This window comes from Flavobacterium sp. PMTSA4 (assembly GCF_032098525.1).
Taxonomy (GTDB): domain Bacteria; phylum Bacteroidota; class Bacteroidia; order Flavobacteriales; family Flavobacteriaceae; genus Flavobacterium; species Flavobacterium capsici.
In genome coordinates this window covers 2889286-2913857 of record NZ_CP134890.1, presented here as the reverse complement: position 1 = coordinate 2913857, position 24572 = coordinate 2889286, and the positions used below count along the sequence as shown (strand labels likewise).

Annotated in this window: 5 protein-coding genes; all 5 read right to left on the bottom strand. The window is 38.1% G+C overall.

Annotated features, from left to right (window positions below):
• Window positions 1–20 precede the first annotated feature (20 nt).
• The gene (locus tag RN605_RS13115) at window positions 21–6491 is read right to left on the bottom strand and encodes an InlB B-repeat-containing protein (protein WP_313325492.1); all 6471 of its coding nucleotides are present in this window, start codon (window positions 6489–6491) and stop codon (window positions 21–23) included.
• A 187-nt stretch (window positions 6492–6678) separates the two neighbouring features.
• On the bottom strand, window positions 6679–8883 hold the full coding sequence (locus RN605_RS13110; protein WP_313325491.1) for a leucine-rich repeat protein: 2205 nt from the start codon (window positions 8881–8883) through the stop codon (window positions 6679–6681).
• 204 nt (window positions 8884–9087) lie between these two features.
• Window positions 9088–11490 carry a T9SS type A sorting domain-containing protein gene (locus RN605_RS13105; protein ID WP_313325489.1) on the bottom strand — a complete coding sequence of 801 codons (2403 nt, stop codon included), beginning with the start codon at window positions 11488–11490 and terminating at the stop codon, window positions 9088–9090.
• Window positions 11491–11873: 383 nt separating this feature from the next.
• On the bottom strand, window positions 11874–20039 hold the full coding sequence (locus RN605_RS13100; protein WP_313325488.1) for a GEVED domain-containing protein: 8166 nt from the start codon (window positions 20037–20039) through the stop codon (window positions 11874–11876).
• Window positions 20040–20275: 236 nt separating this feature from the next.
• A complete protein-coding gene (locus RN605_RS13095; RefSeq protein WP_313325487.1) occupies window positions 20276–24469 on the bottom strand; it encodes a MopE-related protein in 4194 nt (1397 codons plus the stop codon).
• Between the last annotated feature and the right edge of the window lie 103 nt (window positions 24470–24572).

Here is a 24572-nt window from a genome sequence, read left to right as displayed (position 1 = left end):
TTTTGTATATTAAAATCAATTTATCGCTTCACCACACGTAGGGTTTTCACTTCGTCTTGTTGTGCTACAATGACGTTGTAAACTCCACTTGGGTAGTTGTCTCCGATGGTGGTGGTTTCTAAGTCGTTTACACTTTCTTCTCTCTGTTCTATTAAACGACCCAACATGTCGTATACTTTTATCGATACTGCTGATGTATTGGTTGTTTTGATGTTCAACTGGAAGTTGTTCGCAAATGGATTTGGATAGGCTATTGCCTCTAATGGTTGTTCCATTACTCTTGATGGCATTGAGCCACTACTACTTCCTCCTGGAACGGTAACCTCACAATCTTTTCCTTCATAGTACACTCCATACAATTGTATCTGAATACGAATTCTATACGTGCCTCCTGCTTGTAATGGTGCCAACGCATTGAACTGACTCAGTCTTACATAACGCGTAATGGTTTCTATGGTTTGACTGTAACCACTTATTTCATTCTCTACTATGTAACGGTACATTGGTGAACCTGTATAAGGTGTAACATATAGTGGTGTGGTCATTGAACTTGGAGCCAAGCCTCCGTTTTGACAACTTTCGTATTGAAGTACTGGTTCTGCTGGTGAGGACATGTAACAGGTGCCTGGTGCTGAAAACGTCAATACTCCTCCTAACAACGATTCTGCCGATACGTTTACTTTATAGATGGCATTGTATAAAATTGGAACTGTTGTCAATTCTGTTAATCTCACAAAGTTCCCTGTACGGGTAAAGGTTTGTGATTCCAGCTCTACATCATTCATCTCGCCTCCCATACGGGTAATGGTATATCTATAGCGTGTAGCATTCGCTACTGATGTAGCATAAATTGGTGAATTTATCGCTGCCAATGTGCCACAGTTTGAAACTGTTGTCGTTGGAATGGATGGTGTGGTTACCGTACAATTCTCTGAATTATATGGTTGCCATTCTGCGTTTAGTTTGATGGCTACTTTTATGGAATAGCTACGTCCATAACTCGCTATATCTGTATCGGTGATGCGAATCATTCCATTGGCTTTTTCTACTTCTCTTACTTGATTTGTAGCCAAATCGGTGATCATGAATTTGTATCCTGTTACCAATACACCTACTGGCAAATTATTTGAAAATGTATAGTACGGTCTTATTGATGTGTTTAATGCCGCTAAGGTTTGTCCGCATACTGAAGTCCAGAACGTAGTGGTTACTGCTGGACAGCCGTTGGTTAAACTTCCGTCGCAATCATTATCTATCCCGTCATAACATATCTCTGCTGCACCTGGATGAATTAATGGGTCGTTGTCGTTACAATCGCCGCCTGGTAGTACTGTGGTGGTGTAACCTTCACCAGGTGAATCACATGATAGAACACCTGAACCTGTGTAATAGCCGTCATTGTCGGCATCTAAATACCATAATGGCTGTGGTGATACAGTTATTGAAGTACTAACAGATACATTTGTAAATTGATTAGTATCTGTTCTTTCTACTTTTGTAATTGTCAAACTGTTTCCATTATCTGCTGAAAAAGAAAGCGGTACACTTAAAAATTGAGCAAATCCTGATGCATTTGGATTAACAGATACAGTATGAGAACCAGTACTTGTTGAATAAGTTAATATTGCCTGAATGTTAGGTAATAATCCTGTTACGTTAAACACTCCTTCATTTCCATCGCACACAACATCAACTGTTTGACTAACACCAGTTATAGTTGGAGGTGTAGCTGCTGTGGTTACTTCAATTACATTTGAATTGACTGAAGTACTGTTTGTGCTTTCGGCTCTAACTCTGTAGTAGTATGTTGTTTGTGGATTTAGGCCCGAAACAACCTGACTTAAGCCAGCAACTGCTAAATTTTCATATCCACTTATATAGGATGGAAAAGCACCTGTTATAACAATATCATCTAGTCGCCATGGTGATGTTGTAGATGAAGATTTAACAAATCTAACGTAAACCTCTGAATTTGAGGAATAAGCTGATAAATCAACATTATATTGGTTATAGCTTCCTGATGGAACATTTGAATGGTCAAAAGTTGCAACAGTAGTGAAACCTGTGGTCTGTGAAGTTGTTGAAACTTCAACTGTAAGTGTTTTAGCTGTTGAATTAGTAGATCTTCCCAAATAAAAAGCCAAAGAAGAAGGGTTACTTAGTGCACCTGATGTTAGTGTTCCAGATTGACTTCCTGCTATCGCAGCAGCACTGCCACTATTTATATCTCCTGAACTTGTACTTCTTGACCATCCTGAATTTAGCCATCCTGTAGGTGGAAAAGTAGCTGATTCAAATCCTTGATTAAGAATTTCAGTAGGAGTAGAAAATGTTGGTGATGTGCTTACGTCTAATCGATATCCAGTAGCTCCCGGAACAGCACCCCAATTTGCCACGAATGAATTTGACTTGATGTTTGACGCCACAGCTGCTATTGGTGCGGTTAAATTAGCAGTAGTAAAAGTTACAACACTTCCATACGAAGTACCCTGACTACTCGTAGCATATGCTCTGAAAGAGTATTGTTTGTTATCTGTTAACACCATGCCTGTGTTTTCTGAGAAACTACCAATACCTGTATTTGGAGCAGCTGTTGCTAATTGAACAACATTTACACCACCTATAGTTGGTGTTGTATTTTGACTGGTCAAAGCATAAACTATTCCAGTTGCAGTAATGTTTGAGCCACCTGTATTGGTCACATTTCCGCTTAAAGTAGCTGAATTATAAGTTACTGTTGTTGCCGGAGAGGTAGTTGTTACCGATGGAACTACAAAAACTGTAGTTGGTGAAGAAGAATCACTAAAACATCCGTTTACACTTACCTGCACTGAATAACTTCCAGAAACAGTTGCTGTTATGCTTTGTGTTGTTGCATTGTTTGACCATAGGTAACTCGAACCAACACTTGATGTCAACAACACACTGCCTCCATTTTCAAAAGTTGTAGAACCTGACGGAGTAATAGTTGGTGTTGCAGGCGTAGCGTAAACCGTAACTTTAACTGGATTGGATGCCAAAGACTGCGCTGTTTTTGTTTGATTACATCCATTATCACTAGCATAACCAACACAGAAATAATATCTAGTTGTTCCAGCTTCTGAAGCTGAAGTTAATGGTGTATAATTAGCATTTGTTGCACCAACTATTTCAGTAGCGCCTGCTATCGTATTTGAGTCTGTAGTATTGTAATACCATTGGTAAGAAATTGTTGGTGTTCCAATACTTCCCGCTGTATTAACAGTAGCTGTCAATTCATTTGCACTAAATCCTTGACATACTGATTGTTCTGAATCAGGAGCTGTACTCGTTAAAACAGGACAATTAGGAGCTGAATTAGAAATCCATTGAGCGTATAAAACTGTATTATCCGTTATTGTAAAAGTGTCGCCAGGTGTATATGATGTTCCCGTACCGTTTGCATTAGTATCCCAAAAAGTAAAAGTAAAACCTGGTTTGGTAACTGAACCTATTCCTAAAACAGTCACTGTAGTATTGTAATTATAAGGACTGTTAGGATCAGACTGTGTACCTGTTCCTGAGTTGCTGTCGTAGGTTATAGTATAAGTATTTATTGTCCATTGAGCATATAATGTTGTGTCTGCACTTATAGCAAAAGTATTGCCTTGACTGTAAGTGGTTCCAGATCCATTGGCAGCTGTATTCCAATTCGCAAAAGTATATCCTGTTCTTGTAATTGTTCCTGCACCTAGTACAGTTACTATATCACCATTATTATATGGATTAGCATCTGTTTGCGTTCCTGTTCCACCATTAGCATTATACGTTACTGTGTAAGGCGCTCTTGGCACAACTTCTCCAGTACTCAATATGGTAGTACCATTTGAATATCCTTGAAAGACAATTTGATTCAATTGGCTTACTGTTAATCCTGCTGCAGACGTTCCTACAAAAAGTTTTCCTGCCGTTCCAGAAACACCTGCAGTGCCTGTCCAACCGGTGATTGTGATTGTTTTACCTGCTGTCCATGAAACTGCATTGCTAGCCGCAAATTTTAATGAGTGAGGATTAGAGCCTAAATCGATTCCTGAAGATTCTGTTAAACCTATAGTTGCAGAACTAGTCATTGTAGTTCCAGTTAGTATATTAAGAGTACTCAATATTCCTCCATTCATTACAATTGGAGATGCAAAAGTGGCTGGAGATGAACTAGGACTTAATCTTAGTCTTCCTTGAGTTATGGTCGTAGTACCAGAATAGGTATTGGCTGGATTGGATAAAATTAAAACTCCTGAGCCTGAGCCTGCTTTTGTTAGAGGATTAGAAGGTCCACCATTAATTACAGCACTGATAACAATATCTCCTGTATTTGATGTATTAATAAAATTATTTATTGTACCTCCTAAAGTGATTGACATTGGAGCTGAACTACTTACGTTAGGTTGAAGTGTTAAAACAGAAGTTGAGTTATTTCTAATAATAGTATTGCTAACTCCGTTTATTACTCCACCATTTAATGTTAATGTTCCTGAAGTAGATGCAGAACTACCAATAGTAAGATCCCTAGTTCTTAAGCTAGTTACTTCTATACCTAGAATAGTTGGAACACAATTTGAAAATGTTATACCAGAAATAGTAGCTGAACCCGTATCATTCCATGTTGCTACTTCAGTGATAGTTGGTACAGAACCTGTGCTCCAATTCCCAGCAGTACACCAAGCCGAAGATGCTCCAGTATTTGACCAAGAATTAGCAGTTGAATTAGGTAAAGTTATAACTATATTATTACTCGTAGCTGAATTAATTAAAGCACCAGAAGTAGCTGTAAGATTGTATGTACCAATAGCATCAAACTTAGCAGTACTAAAAGTAGCAACACCTGCAACAGCATTGGCTGTATTGCCAGTAAGATTAGCAGAACCACTGACGGTTCCCTTGGCTAAAGAAACAGAACTTGTATATTCTGTATCGGTTGTATTATCGGGCCTTTGAGCCAAAACCGTAAAAGCAGTTAAATTAACACCGATAGATCCAGTAGTAGGAGGAGCTACACCAAAAGATAATTTTGAAGCAACTTGCTTTGTGGTAAACGATTGTGGATTGCTATATATGTATGTTGTTCCATCGTAAACATATGCTTTAAATTGATACAAAGTGTTTGGTGTCAAACCTGACAATGCAGTTGTGTACGCTCCTGCAGCACCTAACGATGGAGCAACTACATTTGTAACTGAAGTTCCTCCAACAGTTGGATTACTGTTTTCACTGTCTTTTGAATAAACAAATCCTTTTAGTGTTGTATCTGGACAAACCCCAAAAGTGGCGTTTCCATTTAAAGTAGCCGTAGTATTCACCACAGCGGTAGCGCCCGATGAGGTTACTGATTGCGGTGTTGGATTGACACCAGTACCCGTTAATGAACTATTAGCACCAAGCGTAGTTGTGTCATAATACACAGAAATTGTTGCTGATTTAGCCCCATTTGAACTAGGCGTAAAAGTTACATTATAAGTAGCTGTACCACCCGAACCATTGACTGTTGTTGGTGCATTGGTTACTACAAACTCTGTTGGATTACTAGAAGTCACTACCACATTATTTGCAGTAGTTCCACTGTTTGTTATGGTATATTGTATTGTTGCATTAGGCGTTCCAGGACACGATGAGCCGTGTGCAGTATTTCCTGTTATTGCTAAAGAAGGTGCTGACGCCGCATTTATCGTAAATACTTGTGTATTTGAAGCTGCAGCTGCACCCGTTGTTGTTACCCCAACATTAGCACTTCCCACACTTGCAATGTCAGCGGCTAAAATAGTAGCTGTTAGCTGCGTAGAGCTAACAAATGTAGTTGCTCTAGAGGCACCATTCCAAGTAACCGCTGATAAACCATTTAAAAAATTAGTACCATTTACCGTTAAAGTAAATCCCGAACCTCCAGATACTGCCGAATTTGGTGAAATGGATGTTGTTGTAGGGTTTGGAGGTGTCATCTTATACAGTGTAATGTTTTGTTGAGAACCTGTATAACATGCAAATCGTGGAGAACCTGAATTATATTGCAATAAACGTGTTGAACTTCCTACATTCGTAATTGTAAATAATGAACTTGTATAAGCGAAAGTCCATTTTTCAGAATTACCTGTAACAGTACTAGTTGCAAAAGCAGCATTAGACGAACCTGTGTAAGATACAAATTTTGATGAATTTTCATTGTATATAGTTCTATCAGAGCCATTTGTCTGGATAAACCACACAATTGTTGCAGATGGATTAGTTAATGTCCCTGATGAAGGGGAAATAGCTGTATTCTGAAAATAATTTCCTGCATTTAAAGTATTATTCATAGCCTGAGTTGCCCCAAACGCAATTACATAATATCCATCCGTTAAAGATGAAAGAGATGAAATTTGAGTAAAAGTTCCCGAACCTGAATATTGAGCATATCCCTTTCCTTGAGATAGCAAAAACAACAAAGCAAAACTTAAAAACAAAAGCCTAGTAGGCTTTCTAAAAAGTAAAATATTTTTCATATAAAAAAGTTTAAAGCGGATACAAAACTAAACAATTAATACCTTCAACAAGAAAAAAAATATTAACTAATTGTTAACCAATTGTCAAGATGTCTTTTAACGAATTATTACGTAGTTAATCGATAAAATGCTGAATAAAAAAAGCCCCTGAAAATTTCAAGAGCTTTTTAACATAAGTTATTTTAACTTATCTTTTCACCACACGCAGTGTTTTTACTTCGTCTTGTTGTGCAACAATCACGTTGTATACTCCACTTGGGTAGTTGTCTCCGATAGTGGTGGTTTCTAAATCGTTTACGGTTTCTTCTCGTTGTTCGATTAGTCTTCCTAACATGTCGTATACTTTTATCGATACGGCTGATGTATTGGTCGTTTTGATGTTCAACTGGAAGTTGTTCGCAAATGGATTTGGATATGCTACTGCCTCTAATGGTTGTTCCATTACTCTTGATGGCATTGGGCTGCCTCCTGGAACGGTAACCTCACAATCCTGACCTTCATAGTACACTCCATACAATTGTATCTGAATACGGATTCTATACGTGCCTCCTGCTTGTAATGGTGCCAGTGCATTGAACTGACTCAGTCTTACATAACGCGTAATGGTTTCTATGGTTTGATTGTAACCACTTATTTCATTCTCTACTATGTAACGGTACATTGGTGAACCTGTATAAGGTGTAACATATAGTGGTGTGGTCATTGCACTTGGAACCAAGCCTCCGTTTTGACAACTTTCATATTGAAGTACTGGTTCTGCTGGTGAGGACATGTAACAGGTGCCTGGTGCTGAGAACGTCAATACGCCACCCAACAACGATTCTGCTGATACGTTTACTTTATAAGTTGTATTGTATACTATTGGAACGGTTGTCAATTCTGTTAATCTCACAAAATTTCCTGTACGGGTAAAGGTTTGTGATTCCATCTCTACATCATTCATCTCGCCTCCCATACGGGTAATGGTATATCTATAGCGTGTAGCATTGGCTACTGATGTAGCATAAATTGGTGAATTTATCGCTGCCAACGTGCCACAGTTTGAAACTGTTGTCGTTGGAATGGATGGTGTGGTTACCGTACAATTCTCTGAATTATATGGTTGCCATTCTGCGTTTAGTTTGATGGCTACTTTTATGGAATAGCTACGTCCATAACTCGCTATATCTGTATCGGTAATACGAATCATTCCATTGGCTTTTTCTACTTCTCTTACTTGATTTGTAATCAAATCGGTGATCATGAATTTGTATCCTGTTACCAATACACCTACTGGTAAATTGTTTGAAAATGTATAGTATGGTCTTATCGATGTGTTTAATCCTGCTAAGGTTTGTCCGCATACTGAAGTCCAGAATGTAGTGGTTACTGCTGGACAGCCGTTGGTTAAACTTCCGTCGCAATTGTTATCTATCCCGTCATAACATATCTCTGCTGCGCCTGGATGGATTAGTGGGTCTTCATCATTACAATCGCCGTCTAACAAAACATATCCATCGGGTTGTGTTTCTGCTACTACTGACACCTCTGTATTTCCATAACCATCATCATCTAAATCCTGATAATACGTTGTTGTTTCAGCCACAACCGGAATAATCGGGCTGAAATTTTGCCATATCGATGCTGACTCATAAGCTGTTACACTTCCGCTAGGCACATATAAAGGTACCGCACTTAAAACAATATCCTGAAAAACAGTACTGTTTATTACTATTGGTGTTGTTGTTAATGACGTTACTGATGTTAAACCAAAACACTGAAAAAAAGCATAATCCCCTATAGTAGTTACTGTACTTGGTATGTTTATAGTCGTCAATGATGGACAAGATGCAAAAGATCTACCACCAATACTTGTTACAAAATCAGGAATCGTTACTGATGCTAATAGGGTACACTGATAAAAAGCATAATCTCCAATGATAGTAACTGAATCAGGGATGTTTATTGAGGTTAAATGATTACAACCATAAAACGCGTAAATTTCAAGGCTTGTTACTGAGTTTGGGATGTTTACCGAAACTAGACTATTGCAATACAAGAATGTTTGTGCTCCTATACTGGAAATTGAATTAGGGAGAATCGCAGAAGTTAAAGCAAAGCATTCTCTAAATGCACCCTCTCCTAAATCGGTCACCGAAGAAGGAATAGTTGCCGACGTTATACTTGGACAATTATAAAAAGCATAATCTCCAAGACTAGTTACTGAATAATCAATAGACATGTCTGTTACCGTACTTGGCAAGACTAAATCACCCGTATAACATTGATAAGAGTCTACTTGTACTTCACCGGGAGCCGTCACTGTGTAACTTATACCATCAACTGTAAAAGTTTGAGCGTTTATACTACTAAACAGTAGCAACATAATAAATAAAAGTAAATTTTTCTTCATAGCGTTTATTATAGATTAAGTTAGAATATATTTTCTAAGGATAAGATTACAATCTCTTATTGCGAGCACTTTTACTTAAATATAAAAACATCGACACACTATCTAATTAATATATTTATTGGATTTCTTAAAAAACTAAATTAACAAAAAAATCCCCGCCATTAGGCAGGGATTTTTATTTACTATTAACTATTTAATTAACATTTATCTCTTCACCACACGTAGTGTTTTCACTTCATCTGCTTGCGATAGAATTATATTGTACACTCCACTTGGGTAGTTGTCTCCGATTGTGGTGGTTTCCAACTCATTTACGGTTTCCTCTCGTTGTTCAATTAGTCTTCCCAACATGTCGTATACTTTTATGGATACGGCTGATGTATTGGTTGTTTTGATGTTCAACTGGAAGTTGTTCGCAAATGGATTAGGATAGGCTACTGCCTCTAATGATTGTTCCATTACTCTTGATGGCATTGAGCCACTACTACTTCCTCCTGGAACGGTAACCTCACAATCTTTTCCTTCATAGTACACTCCATACAATTGTATCTGAATACGAATTCTATACGTGCCTCCTGCTTGTAATGGTGCCAATGCATTAAACTGACTTAGTCTTACATAACGCGTGATGGTTTCTATGGTTTGACTGTAACCACTTATTTCATTCTCTACTATGTAACGGTACATTGGTGAACCTGTATAAGGTGTAACATATAGTGGTGTGGTCATTGAACTTGGAGCCAAGCCTCCGTTTTGACAACTTTCGTATTGAAGTACTGGTTCTGCTGGTGAGGACATGTAACAGGTGCCTGGTGCTGAAAACGTCAATACTCCTCCTAACAACGATTCTGCCGATACGTTTACTTTATAGATGGCATTGTATAAAATTGGAACTGTTGTCAATTCTGTTAATCTCACAAAGTTCCCTGTACGGGTAAAGGTTTGTGATTCCAGCTCTACATCATTCATCTCGCCTCCCATAAGGGTAATGGTATATCTATAGCGTGTAGCATTCGCTACTGATGTAGCATAAATTGGTGAATTTATCGCTGCCAATGTGCCACAGTTTGAAACTGTTGTCGTTGGAATGGATGGTGTGGTTACCGTACAATTCTCTGAATTATATGGTTGCCATTCTGCGTTTAGTTTGATGGCTACTTTTATGGAATAGCTACGTCCATAACTCGCTATATCTGTATCGGTAATACGAATCATTCCATTGGCTTTTTCTACTTCTCTTACTTGATTTGTAATCAAATCGGTGATCATGAATTTGTATCCTGTTACCAATACACCTACTGGTAAATTGTTTGAAAATGTATAGTATGGTCTTATCGATGTGTTTAATCCTGCTAAGGTTTGTCCGCATACTGAAGTCCAGAATGTAGTGGTTACTGCTGGACAGCCGTTGGTTAAACTTCCGTCGCAATCATTATCTATCCCGTCATAACATATCTCTGCTGCACCTGGATGGATTAATGGGTCGTTGTCGTTGCAATCGCCGCCTGGCAATACTGTGGTGGTGTAACCTTCACCGGGTGAATCACATGATAGAACACCTGAACCTGTATAATAGCCATCATTGTCGGCATCTAAGTACCATGTTGGTTGTGGGGTGACTACTCCTGTAATTGTAGTTTGAGCAGTATTTGTACATCCATTAGCTCCTGTTACTGTTACCGTATAAGCTCCTGCGCTAGTAAAACTATTGACCGCAGTTGTTGGCGTAGCACCACCATTCCATGAATAACTTATACCTCCTGTGGCAGTAACACTGATACTAGTTTGAGAACAAGTCAATACTGTGGTTCCTGAATTATTAGTTATCCCTGCCGAAGGTGAGGCTGTATTTTGCGTCACTATGATTTGAGCTGTAGCTGTACATCCATTGGCTCCTGTTGCAGTTACTGTGTAGGTTCCTGGTGCAACAATACTTTTTGTCGCTCCTGCACCTAAAGCATTATCCCATGAATAACTTACACCACCCGTTGCGGTAACACTGATACTGGTTTGAGAACAAGTCAATACTGTGGTTCCTGAATTATTAGTTATTCCTGCTATGGGTGCTGGACCAACCGTAAAAATGGCTTTATAATTTGCACCACTGTTGTTGCTAAATATATCACCAAAGCCACAACCATCAAACTGAGCTCTTGAATAAATTTCAAGAGTATAAGTTCCTGGAAACAACCCGCTTATTATGTTGTTAGTCCCTGATTGTGATTCCCATCTTTGGTCACCAGGAGAGGGTAAATTTTCAGCAAAAGGTAAATTTATTTGTGTAAAACTACCTGAGCCTGTTCCTGTACCTGAATAAACACGATAAAACAAATCTCCATTTGTAATATTGCATCCAGAATTTTTATACGTTTTGTTTTGCCCTCCTTTAACCACTAAAGATTGATTACAACTAAAAGTTCCTAAATTTGCACCATTTAAATCTGGATTTGCAGTATTTGCCTGCATATCATAAAAAACATTGCTTCCCGAATTAATATTCAGAATTGCATAACTTTCAAAAATACCTCTCTGACCATTATTTTGATTTTGGGAAAAAGCGAAAGTAAAAGAAAGCAAATAAAATGTAATTAGTAATTGTTTTTTCATAAAGTATTAATTTAATTATACTAAATAGCTTAGTTTAAAGTATGGCTATTATTTCTTGATTATAAAGATAATTTTTTTTAGGAAATTGCAAAAAAATCTATAAAACCATCATGTCACGAAAACGTTTTCGTGTTGATAAATTATCAATTTTTAGTTAATAAAATATGCATTCTAAAATTATTCCTATCAAAAAATATAAATATTACAACTGCACAAAATTATTGAAGCAGAATTTTCTATGATTGTATTTATAATTCAACTATCAATGATTTCAAAAAAAGCTTACTAACTCTACCCTTTAAATTCATAAAATCATTTCTATTTAATACATAAAAAATCCCTGCCATAAGCAGGGACTTCTATATCAAAAATGTATTATTAATTTATCTTTTCACCACACGTAGTGTTTTCACTTCGTCTTGTTGTGCTATGATGACGTTGTACACTCCACTTGGGTAGTTGTCTCCAATGGTGGTGGTTTCTAAGTCGTTTACACTTTCTTCTCGTTGTTCGATTAGTCTACCCAACATGTCGTATACTTTTATGGATACGGCTGATGTATTGGTCGTTTTGATGTTCAACTGGAAGTTGTTCGCAAATGGATTTGGATAGGCCACTGCTTCCAATGGTTGTTCCATTACTCTTGATGGCATTGGGCTGCCTCCTGGAACGGTAACCTCACAATCTTTCCCTTCATAGTACACTCCATACAATTGTATCTGAATACGAATTCTATACGTGCCTCCTGCTTGTAATGGTGCCAATGCATTGAACTGACTTAGTCTTACATAACGCGTGATGGTTTCTATGGTTTGACTGTAACCACTTATTTCATTCTCTACTATGTAACGGTACATTGGTGAACCTGAAAAAGCAGTAACATAAAGTGGTGTGGTCATTGAACTTGGAACCAAGCCTCCGTTTTGACAACTTTCATACTGTAATGTTGGTTCTGCTGGTGAGGACATGTAACAGGTGCCTGGTGCTGAAAACGTCAATATGCCACCCAACAACGATTCTGCCGATACGTTTACTTTATAAGTAGTATTGTATACTATTGGAACGGTTGTCAATTCTGTCAATCTCACAAAATTCCCTGTACGGGTAAAGGTTTGTGATTCCATCTCTACATCATTCATCTCGCCTCCCATACGGGTAATGGTGTATCTATAACGTGTCGCATTGGCTACTGATGTAGCATAAATCGGTGAATTTATCGCTGCCAACGTACCACAGTTTGAAACTGTTGTCGTTGGAATGGATGGTGTGGTTATCGTACAATTCTCTGAATTATATGGTTGCCATTCTGCATTTAGTTTGATGGCTACTTTTATGGAATAGCTTCGTCCATAACTCGCTATATCTGTATCGGTGATACGAATCATTCCATTGGCTTTTTCTACTTCTCTTACTTGATTTGTAATCAAATCGGTAATCATAAATTTATATCCTGTTACCAATACGCCTACAGGCAAATTGTTTGAAAATGTATAGTACGGTCTTATTGATGTGTTTAATGCTGCTAAGATTTGTCCGCATACTGAAGTCCAGAATGTAGTGGTTACTGCTGGACAGCCGTTGGTTAAACTTCCGTCGCAATCATTATCTATCCCGTCATAACATATCTCTGCTGCACCTGGATGGATTAATGGGTCGTTGTCGTTGCAATCGCCGCCTGGAAATACTGTGGTGGTGTAACCTTCACCAGGTGAATCACATGATAGAACACCTGAACCTGTATAATAGCCGTCGTTGTCTGCGTCTAAATACCACACTGGTTGTGGGGTAATCGTTACCGTTACTATGGCACAAGTTGTTGTATTACATGTTCCAGAATATCTTATATAATAGGTAGTGGATGATGTTAAATTCCCAGTATTTAACGTATCGCCTGTACCTGCTAAGGTTCCTCCACATGAACTTGTATACCATTGGGTTACGGCTCCTGTACCTTTGCTTCCTCCCGATACTGTTAATGTAGTTCCTGTACCTGAACAAATTGTAGTTGTTCCTGTTGCTCCTGTTGGTGCTGTGGAATTTACACATGCTAAAGCAAATGAAGCTGAAATGGTATGATTATCGTCTACATTTGAAAAAGCATATGACGTAACTACTCCTACTGACATTCCATCAACTAAGACATCACTAATTAAATATCCATTATTTGGTGTAATGGTATAAGTTTTATTTCCAGTACCAAAACAAGACAATACAGAAACTCCAGGTGAAGAAATTGTACCATTAGCTCCAGCACTTGCTGTAATAGTAAAATTAGGGTTAATAGTAACTCCTATTTGATTGCTCTCAACATTTGACTGATTTACACATGTTCCTCCAGAAACTGACATTGTTACACTTACAATATCACCGTCTACTAATGCTGCACTTGCAAAAGTGTTAGAACTGGTATTTTGCACTGAAGCATCATTAACTTTAAAATTATACGTAGCTGATGCTCCACCCAAATTTCCTGAAGTTGCAGTAAACGTAACTAAAGTCCCTTCACAAAACTCGTCAGGGGTATCTGTATCTAAAATTACTGTTGGGTTGAAAGTAGGATTAACTGTAATACTTCTTGTTGCTGTTGCATCAGAGCAACCGTTCGTTCCGGCAACCGTATAGGTTATATTAGCCGTACCAGCACTCACTCCTGACACTAATCCTGTAGCTGCATTAACTGTAGCAAAACCATTATTTGAACTTGACCACGTTCCTCCATTATCCCCCGATGTTGAAAATTGTGAGGAACCATTCGAACAGATTGTTTGAGTACCGCTTAAAACTCCTGCATTTGGAGGTGTTTGTTCTGTTACTGTTACCGTTGCCGTTGCACTTCCTGTACATGGTGCGACAGCATTTACTGTATATGTATATGTTCCTGCACCTGCTAATACAGGTGTCCATGAGCCACCAGCTTGCGGAGAACCTCCTAACTGAGCAAATAATTGAGGTTCTGTCAGTGTGCTTCCAACACAAATGACTAATGAACCATTAGTTCCTGCATTTAATGCAGGGCAACTTTGTGCCACTATAAAATCGCCAAAACCTGAAGCTGATGTGATACTGTTTGTTGATGATAAAGATGTTGCAGTTGGTGTTCCTGAAACTGCAGGTAATGACCAAACACTACTTGAAAACTTCCCTAATTTAAAATTAGCCGCAGTAACTCCAGCATCATTATCCGTAACCTGCCAACCCAACGTTACTAGGTAATTGTTAAAAGCAATTCCTGAATTAGTCAGTGACCAAAAACGATTTACACTTAAATTACTATTTAATCCAGAAGTTGAAGTATTTGGATGATCCCCAGAAGTAGTCGATGCTATTAAATTTCCAGCCGTAGTTACACTTGCAAAGTTTACTGTTACTGGAGCGTACTTGTCTGTTCCGACATCAAATATTCTGCTTACATTAGACCCTGTACTGAAATTTCTTTGAAGATTACCCACTACATACCCAGTAGTATTAGAAGCTCCAGTAGTAGAAGCACCTGTGATTAAAATTACTTTGTTAGCTCCAGTATTTAATTTACCTAACGCAAATGTTAAAGTCCCTGACAAACTCATATCAAGTCCACTTAAAGTAACTCCGGATGTATTACTATTATTAACACTCAAGGATCCTAAGTTAGCCGTAGGTGATGAAGAAGCATTTCTAAATACCCCTAAACCACTAATTAATTGTGCAGTGGTAGTTGGTGCAATTGTTGTATTGCTTCCACCATTAACTAAACCAAGAACCAAAGCTGGCGTACCCAATTGCGTAAATGTTCCATTATTAGTAATATTACCTCCTATTATTATAGAAATACTTGATGTATTTAAATTAATATATTCACTATTACTGTTGATTGTTAAGTTACCTGCCAAAGCAATACCACCACCACCGCTTATGGCATTTGTTTGAACCTTTCTTGAAGTGGTACCCCCATTTCCATTGACAATAACATTTCCAAGTAATATTTGACTAGAATTTACATAAGTATCCACAAGAAATCCGTAAGTAGCCGTTGAAGAATTTGTTCCTGTACTACCTCCAAAAGTTATAGTGTGTCCAATTCCGAAACTTCTTGGTGTTGATGTAGCTGCTCTGAAACAAAAAGCTTCACCTCCTGAAGAAGTAGCTGTCCCACTAAAATGAGGATCAACAATAAGTATATTACCTCCAGTAGCATTGATTGTTCCTCCTGAATAATTAGTATTAGATGTTCCAAAAGCTAATAAGTCTGTAGTAATTGGAACACTACCTAAAGATGTTCCATCATTTCCATCTATATTTATATTACCTCCGCTCTGATTAAAGACTGAAGCTGAAGGAAACAATAGATTTCCATTTATGTTTAGTATCCCATTATTAACAGTTAATGTACCTGTTTCTGTAAATGTACGATTACCTCCTCCTGAAGGCCCTAAATTTACTATACCGCCATCAATAGAAAAAATTCCCGTATTATTAATTCCTGTTCCAGATGCTCCTGCAACATTTATAGTACCCCCATTAACAACTACCGAACCATTATTAATTAGGTTATTACTTAATGAAAGGGTACCTGTACTAGAAGTTAATGTTCCTCCATTCGCTATGGTAAGTTGATTACAAACATTATTAGCAGCTCCATCTGTATTTACGTTAATTCCATTTGGGATAACGGCGTTATCACCTGCACTTGGAGCCACTCCTAAATCCCATGTTGAGCCTAAACTCCAATTTGAAGAAGCAACAGCAGTATATGAAGGTAAAGGTTGACTAATAGTAATTGTATAATCTTCTGTCTCTCCTTCAGTTCCAGACATTGAACAAGACATAGTTGATGCAACTGTTACCCCATAGCCATATCGAACTCTCATTCTGATATTCCCAATAAATGCTCCAGAAGGAACTAAAATACTAATAGGCGCTGTTGTTGCACTTCCTGAAATAGAATTACTTATTAAAAAGAATTCTCCTGAGTCAGTAAAAAGTCCGTTATTATTAAAATCAAACCAAACCCCCGCACCATGTGATCCTGTACCAGTACCTGAAGTCAGTGTAAGATTATAAGATGTCCCTGCAGTTAGTGTTGTAGTTTGTGTTCCATTTGCTGGATAATTAATGTACGATCCTGACGCACAAGTTGAAGAGTTATTTAAAGTATTAATAGTAACATTAGCAATGTAATCATTGTAAGTAACACAATCAAGACTTCCACTTGGTGTACAATATATCACAGTAGGAGTTTGACTTACCTCAATTCCACTACTCCAAGTAGATCCAAAACGTGTAAATATCTTGAAAAAATATTGTGTTCCGTTAGTAAGTCCTGTTACGATTTTTGGTGAAGCGGTTCCTTTGTACACTACAAAACCACTCCCTAATGGTGTTCCTGTACCAAACGCTAAATTATCTGTGTAAGCTGTACCATCTCCTGTTGGTGTACCATCATTGGCTGAACCAGCTCGGGCTACTATCATTACTTGATCATAACATCCAACTGGATTAGTCCAAGAAACAGAAGATGAACCTGATAATACAGAAGCAGCTGGGTTAGTGACATTAACTGGTGTGGCACCTGTAACCGTGTGTGTATTCCCTGCAGCAGGCGTACCTGTAGCAGTGCCTAGAGTAAATGTCATGTTAGCACCTGTTACAGCATCAATAGCTATTGTTCTCGCAACTGTAGCACTACATGTTACATCCGCTGTGACAAAAATATAACCCGTAGCATCTTTTACTATATTTTGACTTACAAAAGGAGTAAATGTTTTGCTTCCTGCAGTTCCTGGTGTTACCAAAGTAGAAAGTAAAGTAGAACTTCCAGCTACAAATGTAGGAGAAGCCGAATACCAAGCTTTTAAATTAGTAATCCCAACCGCAGTATAATCACCTGTTGTAGTCACTGTTAAACCAGTAAGGTTAGCATTGCCTACAGTTGGTGAAATAGCAAAACTATAAATAGGATTGTTAGTTGTACCTTGTGTTTTATTACTTGCTGCAATATTGTTTGTAGCAAGAGTAATATTTGGTGTTGCAGCTGCAGTTACAATAAATGTATAATCTTCGGTTTCACTTGCCGATAATGCAGTATTACAACTACTTACAGAACCTGCACTATCTTTAATTACAATCCTCATTCTTGTACTTCCTACAAGTGCATCTATAGGCACGGTAAAACTACCCGAAGGATTTGTAGTAGGTTGTGGCGAAAATAAGGAAACTACTGACTCTCCTGGATCGGTAAATACCCCATTTTGATTCCAATCTACAAAGATACCAAAACTGGAACCATTACCAATACCTGGTGAAACTGCAGAATAATCAACACTACCACCCTGTGATTGAGTGACACTTTGTTCCGTAAAATTACCATATCCATTTGGAGAATATGTACTGGTGTTATTAATACCTACAGCACTTACTGTAGCTGTAAAATTAGTAAAATAATCTGAACCTTGAGATGCAGGTCCTGTTGAAAGACAATACAAAGTTGTAAACGAAATAGAAGATGAATTAGTACTATATCCTCCTAATGGACATACTTGTCTAACATAAACTTGATAGGTGGTAGACGAGGATAGTCCAGTCAATGCGAAAGGTGAAGTAGCAGAACTTGAAGCTAAAGTACCCCCAGCACCCGCAGAGGCTCCAGTTCCTGGAGTGAATCCTGTAAGACCATATTCAACTATATAATTACCAGAACCTGTCCATGTAATATTAGCTGAATTTAAAGTAACAGCATTGGAACCCAAAGAAGTTCCAGTAGTACAAGGTGTATTCTGAGAACCACTCAATGCCGAAACACTATAAAAAGGTTCTCCTGTACAATTATCATTATACGAAAACACATGATAGTAATATTGTGTGCCCGCTGTTAAGCCCGTATCAGTAAATGATGTAGCATTAGCCACTAATCTAACATTAGTACCTGCTCCTAAAGCAGTTGAACCAACTGTGTAAACCGTTCCATTTGAAGGAGTTGGAGGAGTTGCACTCGTGCTTCTTACTACTAAATATTTACTTGGTGCCGTCACTGCAGCCGTGAACGAACCATTCAAAGAGGTTGTTGTAACTGAACTGAACGTTAAATTTGAAGCTAAAGATGTTGGGGTAGTACAACCCGTCAAGACCAAAGAGGTAACATTTAAATTGTCTAAACCAATATCACTTGAAGTTGCAAAATCTGAAGTATATTCAAATCTAAGAACACAAGTTGCAGAAGTAGAACTTCCTAAAGCTACAGATTGATTTGTCCAAGTTGAAATACTTGTATTATAAGTTGCTAACGCTCCACCAAAATTAATACCGCCGTCTGTAGACAAATAAACTCTCAAATTCCTATTAGTTCCCGTATTTACCATGTCAAAAGTAGCTGTTTTAACTCCTGCGTCAGTAAAATTAAGGTAGAAATCCATATATCCTTTAAGTCCACTTCCAGCATCATAGCAATGGAATCTTGAACATTTTAAACCTCCCGAAGCACTTGGAACTGCAAGAGCTCCACCTGAAGTACTTCCCCATGCAGAATTAGCAACTGTTTCATCATGTGCACGTGGAGATTGATTACCAGTTGCAGGATTAGTAATTACACCATTTCCAGGAACGTCATTCACAGCTTGAAAATTTGACCAAGTCTCAAAATTTTGTGTATAAGGAAGTGACTGATAAAAACCTGAAGTCACAGGAGTATAGGTATAAGTCAAACCATTAGCTGGTAAATTAGTACTATTATATCTCATACAATTCGATCCTCCAGGTCCAGAGGTAGAAGTTGTATTAAGTGCTGTAGATCCATTATCCGCACCACCTCCAGATGTTGCCCATGTGTTATAGGGAGCTGAAGCAGAAACCATTCTATTCAAAAAAGCAGTATTAGCACTACCTCTCAAACCTACCTGACCGAAATTTGTCGCAGAAGTTGTTGTTTGTGTTGTTGCCCAATTATTATAAACAATCTTAATAACATTAGTAGTTTGAGTCAATCTAATTTGAAAACTCATTCTGTCACCAGTTAATCCTGTTCTTCCTAAATCGGTAAACTGAATTACAAAATCTGACCCTGCAGTTCCATAACTGATATCAGCAGCAGCACCACTAACAGGAGAGTTTACTAAGTTAAATCCATAACCTGCAATAGCACCTCCATAAGCTGTAGAAGCGGAAATAGGGTTATAAGTTGTTGTTGATGGAGCTGTAGTGCCAAAAGTGACAAACCCGTTATTTGAAATAATAAGTGATGTGTAATTAGCACCATTAAAATTAAACGTAAAAGGGATTGTTATTTGACCTGAAACCGCATTAGTTCCAATTGTAGCACCCGATTGGTATGAAGTTCCCCCAGTCAAAGCAGTATAAGTTCCAATTGATTGTGAAAAAGTATAAGGCAATGAGTTCTGCGCTAATGTCATAACTCCCGAAAAAAGCATCACTACAAAGAGTACTATTGTTTTAACAAAATTAGCTAGATTATTTCCAGTTTTGACCACTGGTTGTTCAAAAACTTCAACCGTTGAAGTCATATCATTTTTGAATGCAGTAACCCTACTGGAATTCAAATAAATGTAGTGTTTTTTCATAAAGGAAAAAGGTTGGTTTAAATATGGTGTGAAAGTAGCTAGATTGTTAACTAAATGTAAAATTTTTGTAAATAATATCGATGAAATACATTTATTAACGATAAGCAAAACTATAAAACAATCTTTTTCTTATATTTTTTATTTTTGAAGTTTATTTTAAATTATTTAGTGTTAAGTTTTTATAAAAAAAAGGCCTTCCAAATTGGAAAGCCTTTTTTATTATTAATAATCTTTACTTATCGTTTAACCACACGTAGTGTTTTCACTTCGTCTTGTTGTGCTATGATGACGTTGTATACTCCACTTGGGTAGTTGTCTCCGATTGTGGTGGTTTCTAAGTCGTTTACACTTTCTTCTCGTTGTTCAATTAGTCTTCCCAACATGTCGTATACTTTTATGGATACGGCTGATGTATTGGTCGTTTTGATGTTCAACTGGAAGTTGTTCGCAAATGGATTTGGATAGGCTACTGCCTCTAATGGTTGTTCCATTACTCTTGATGGCATTGGACTGCCGCCTGGAACGGTAACCTCACAATCTTTTCCTTCATAGTACACTCCATATAATTGTATCTGGATGCGGATTCTATACGTGCCTCCTAGTTGTAATGGTGCCAACGCATTGAACTGACTCAGTCTTACATAACGCGTGATGGTTTCTATGGTTTGACTGTAACCACTTATTTCATTCTCTACTATGTAACGGTACATTGGTGAACCTGAAAAAGCAGTAACATAAAGTGGTGTGGTCATTGAACTTGGAACCAAGCCTCCGTTTTGACAACTTTCATACTGTAATGTTGGTTCTGCTGGTGAGGACATGTAACAGGTGCCTGGTGCTGAAAACGTCAATACGCCACCCAACAACGATTCTGCCGATACGTTTACTTTATAAGTAGTATTGTATACTATTGGAACGGTTGTCAATTCTGTTAATCTCACAAAATTACCTGTACGGGTAAAGGTTTGTGATTCCATCTCTACATCATTCATCTCGCCTCCCATACGGGTAATGGTATATCTATAGCGTGTAGCATTCGCTACTGATGTAGCATAAATCGGTGAATTTATCGCTGCCAATGTGCCACAGTTTGAAACTGTTGTCGTTGGAATGGATGGTGTGGTTACCGTACAGTTCTCTGAATTATATGGTTGCCATTCTGCATTTAGTTTGATGGCTACTTTTATCGAATAGCTTCGTCCATAACTCGCTATATCTGTATCGGTGATACGAATCATTCCATTGGCTTTTTCTACTTCTCTTACTTGATTTGTAATCAAATCGGTGATCATGAATTTGTATCCTGTTACCAATACGCCTACTGGCAAATTGTTTGAAAATGTATAGTACGGTCTTATTGATGTGTTTAAAGCTGCTAAGGTTTGTCCGCATACTGAAGTCCAGAACGTAGTGGTTACTGCTGGACAGCCGTTGGTTAAACTTCCGTCGCAATCATTATCTATCCCGTCATAACATATCTCTGCTGCGCCTGGATGGATTAATGGGTCACTGTCGTTGCAATCGCCGCCTGGTAATACTGTGGTAGTGTAACCTTCACCGGGTGAATCACATGATAGAACACCTGAACCTGTATAATAGCCATCATTGTCGGCATCTAAATACCAGGTTGGTTGTACATCATTGGTAATCGTTGCGGGTTCACTTGTAGCAGAACAGCCGTTTGGTGCTGTATAGGTGTAGGTATACGTAGTGTCTGGTCCGGTATATGGATTGGCAACACTAAACGTACCTGTACCTCCTACTGGTGTTCCTGAACCTACTAGTGTTATTTCTGTTCCTGAACAACCGCTTACATCCGTTGCAGTCACAACTGGAGCAGTTCTTGGAGCAGCTGTACCACTTCCGGGAGCACTTGTCAGTCCGTCTACCGTTTGAGTTACAGTATAAGTTCCTGCAGCATTAACCGTAATACTTGAAGTTGTTTCTGAAGTACTCCATAATAAAGAACCTGTAGCGTCAGTAGAAAGAGTCGATGTACCATCACAGTTATTAACTACATTTACAACTGGAGTAGCCGGGTTTACCGTTAATTGCCCACTTAGTGATGTAGTACATTCATCACCGCTAATAGTATAAGTATAGATACCAACAGCAGTCGACATTCCGCTAATAGTAAGTTTATGTGCAGTATTATCCGTAGTTACATTGATACCAGCAGGATTACCACCACCCCATGCAATAGACGGCGTAACAGAATACCCTTTATAAACAATATTTGTGATAGTATCACCTGCACCAACAGTTTGAGCGTTTGTGCCTGCAGCTGAGTGTAATTTAAGTGGAATAATAGGTAATGTATACGTAGCATCTACAACAAAAGCATTACCACCACTTCCTGTATTAGTAATTGTAACTACAGTAGTAGAGGTTGTATTTAATGTAAGAGTAGTTGATGTCAAACAAGTTGTACTACCATTAGAACTTGGAAAATTTACTGTAGTAGATCCTGTACCAGCTCCAGATGCAACTATGGACACAACTCTACTATTACCTGAAGCTGCAAGACGAGTAGTAAATGCTCCTACACCATTAGGAAAGGTAAACACTAAATAACCAACACTATTTTGTGCAATAGTAACTTTATTAGCTGTTCCACATCCATTTGTATTATTGAGTGCATAAACCCCTGTACCAGACAACACCACATCTCCATCTAAAACCGTATTAGCATCAGGAATAGTGGTGTAATTGCCAAAATTAAGAGTACTGGAAAAATACCCACTTGCTTGAACCGTTCTAAATGTAAACGATTCATTTGCCCCTTGTGTCGCAGTTGGATTTCCTGCTATATCTTTGATAGCTCCCGCAGCAACGTTTACAACATAGCTTGTACAATTCAATAAACCACCGGTAACAGGAATAGTTAACACATTGGCACTAACGGTTGGAGTTCCATTTACATCCGTTCCGTTTACTTTCACAGTAATTCCTGAAATAGTATTTATCTCAATATCTTCATCATAAGTGATTGTTATAACAGCATTAGTTGCCACATCCGTTGTTGCAGTTGGCGTATGTGCAGTAGCTGTAGGCGGAGTAACATCCGGGGTAGTAGCCGTACCAGTTACTGGAACAACTACAGCAGCACTCAAGCCTCCACCATTGATGGTAATATTACCAGAATAAGTACTCGTAACTCCGTTAGGATTAAATGTAACTGACAAATCATACCCTCCACCAGCCGATGCCTGTGCTTGTGTGATGGAAGTTGCTGACGTAAAGGCTGGATTATCTGATGAAACCGTTAAATCGCCTGTAAGATTCACGCCTTGCACATTCAACATTAATGAGCTTGTTGTATTGTTTAAAATCGAACCGAAATCAAGACCTATTGTTTCTGTAGGATTCGTTATAACCGTAGGTACTGTAGCAGCATTAACAGTAACAACTGCACTACCCGTCATAGTAACATCTGGAGAAGTACAATAACCAGTTACGCCAGTTGCTTTTACGGTATAAGTGGTAGTACCAACCGATGCTGTACTAACAGCCCACGATAATCCTGAACCGGTACCAGATTGAGTTGTTGACGGAACTAGCGTACCACCAGCATATAAATTATAATCTACTCCTATTTGCGAGCTTGCTAGTGTAACGTTTGCAGCATCTCCTTGTGTAACCGTAGCACTACCGCCTACTGTATAAGCAGTTGGGGCGGTGCAAGAAGGACCCCAACTAACTGTCAAGTTATCAATACCTATTAAAACATAAGCCGATGATGACCCTGCATATTTATCTGCCCAAATCAAATTAATATACTGACCTGTAGGCACATTAATTCCAGTAATCGTATGAAGTTTTGTAGATGTATTAAATGTAGTAGTCCCTGCTGTACCAAGGGTTGACAATTGCGAAACCACAGTTCCTGATCCTCCAGCAGGAGCTGTAGTCACAAGTGATGATGTAATTAAATATTCAAAATTTAACCCATCAGCTTGCATTTGTGTATCTGTACCAGCTTTTGCAAACTCTTTGGTATCAAAACCTACGGTCAGAGAAGTTAACGCCGCTGCTGTATTATTTTGAAGCCTAAGAACAAATGCCCTCTGAGTAGATGATGTAGAATGAATTCCTAAATATCTATTAGTATCACTTGACGAGGCACCTAAAGAGTAGGTTTTTGAAGAAAGAGAAACACCTGGATATGATTGATAGTTATTATTATACACTATCCACCCAGCATCCAACACTGTACTTGTCCAACTTACATTACTGGTTGAGTTCGGAGATAATGAATTAAAGTTTTGAGAGTAACTAACAGGAGAGCTCGTCATACTTATCTGCCCATAAACATTCCCACAACCAAACACACCCAACAATAGGGCAACTTTTAAGCATAAAGTAGTAAACCATCGATGAACTATCCCATTGCCTTTACCTTGATAAAAATTTTGTGTAATTTTATTCATAAATTAATAATTAAGTTAAAAATTGACTTTGACAAAAACATTGCAATCGATTGCATTAATTGATCTATTTTTCAAAAAAAATTACATACTATTAAGTTTTTTA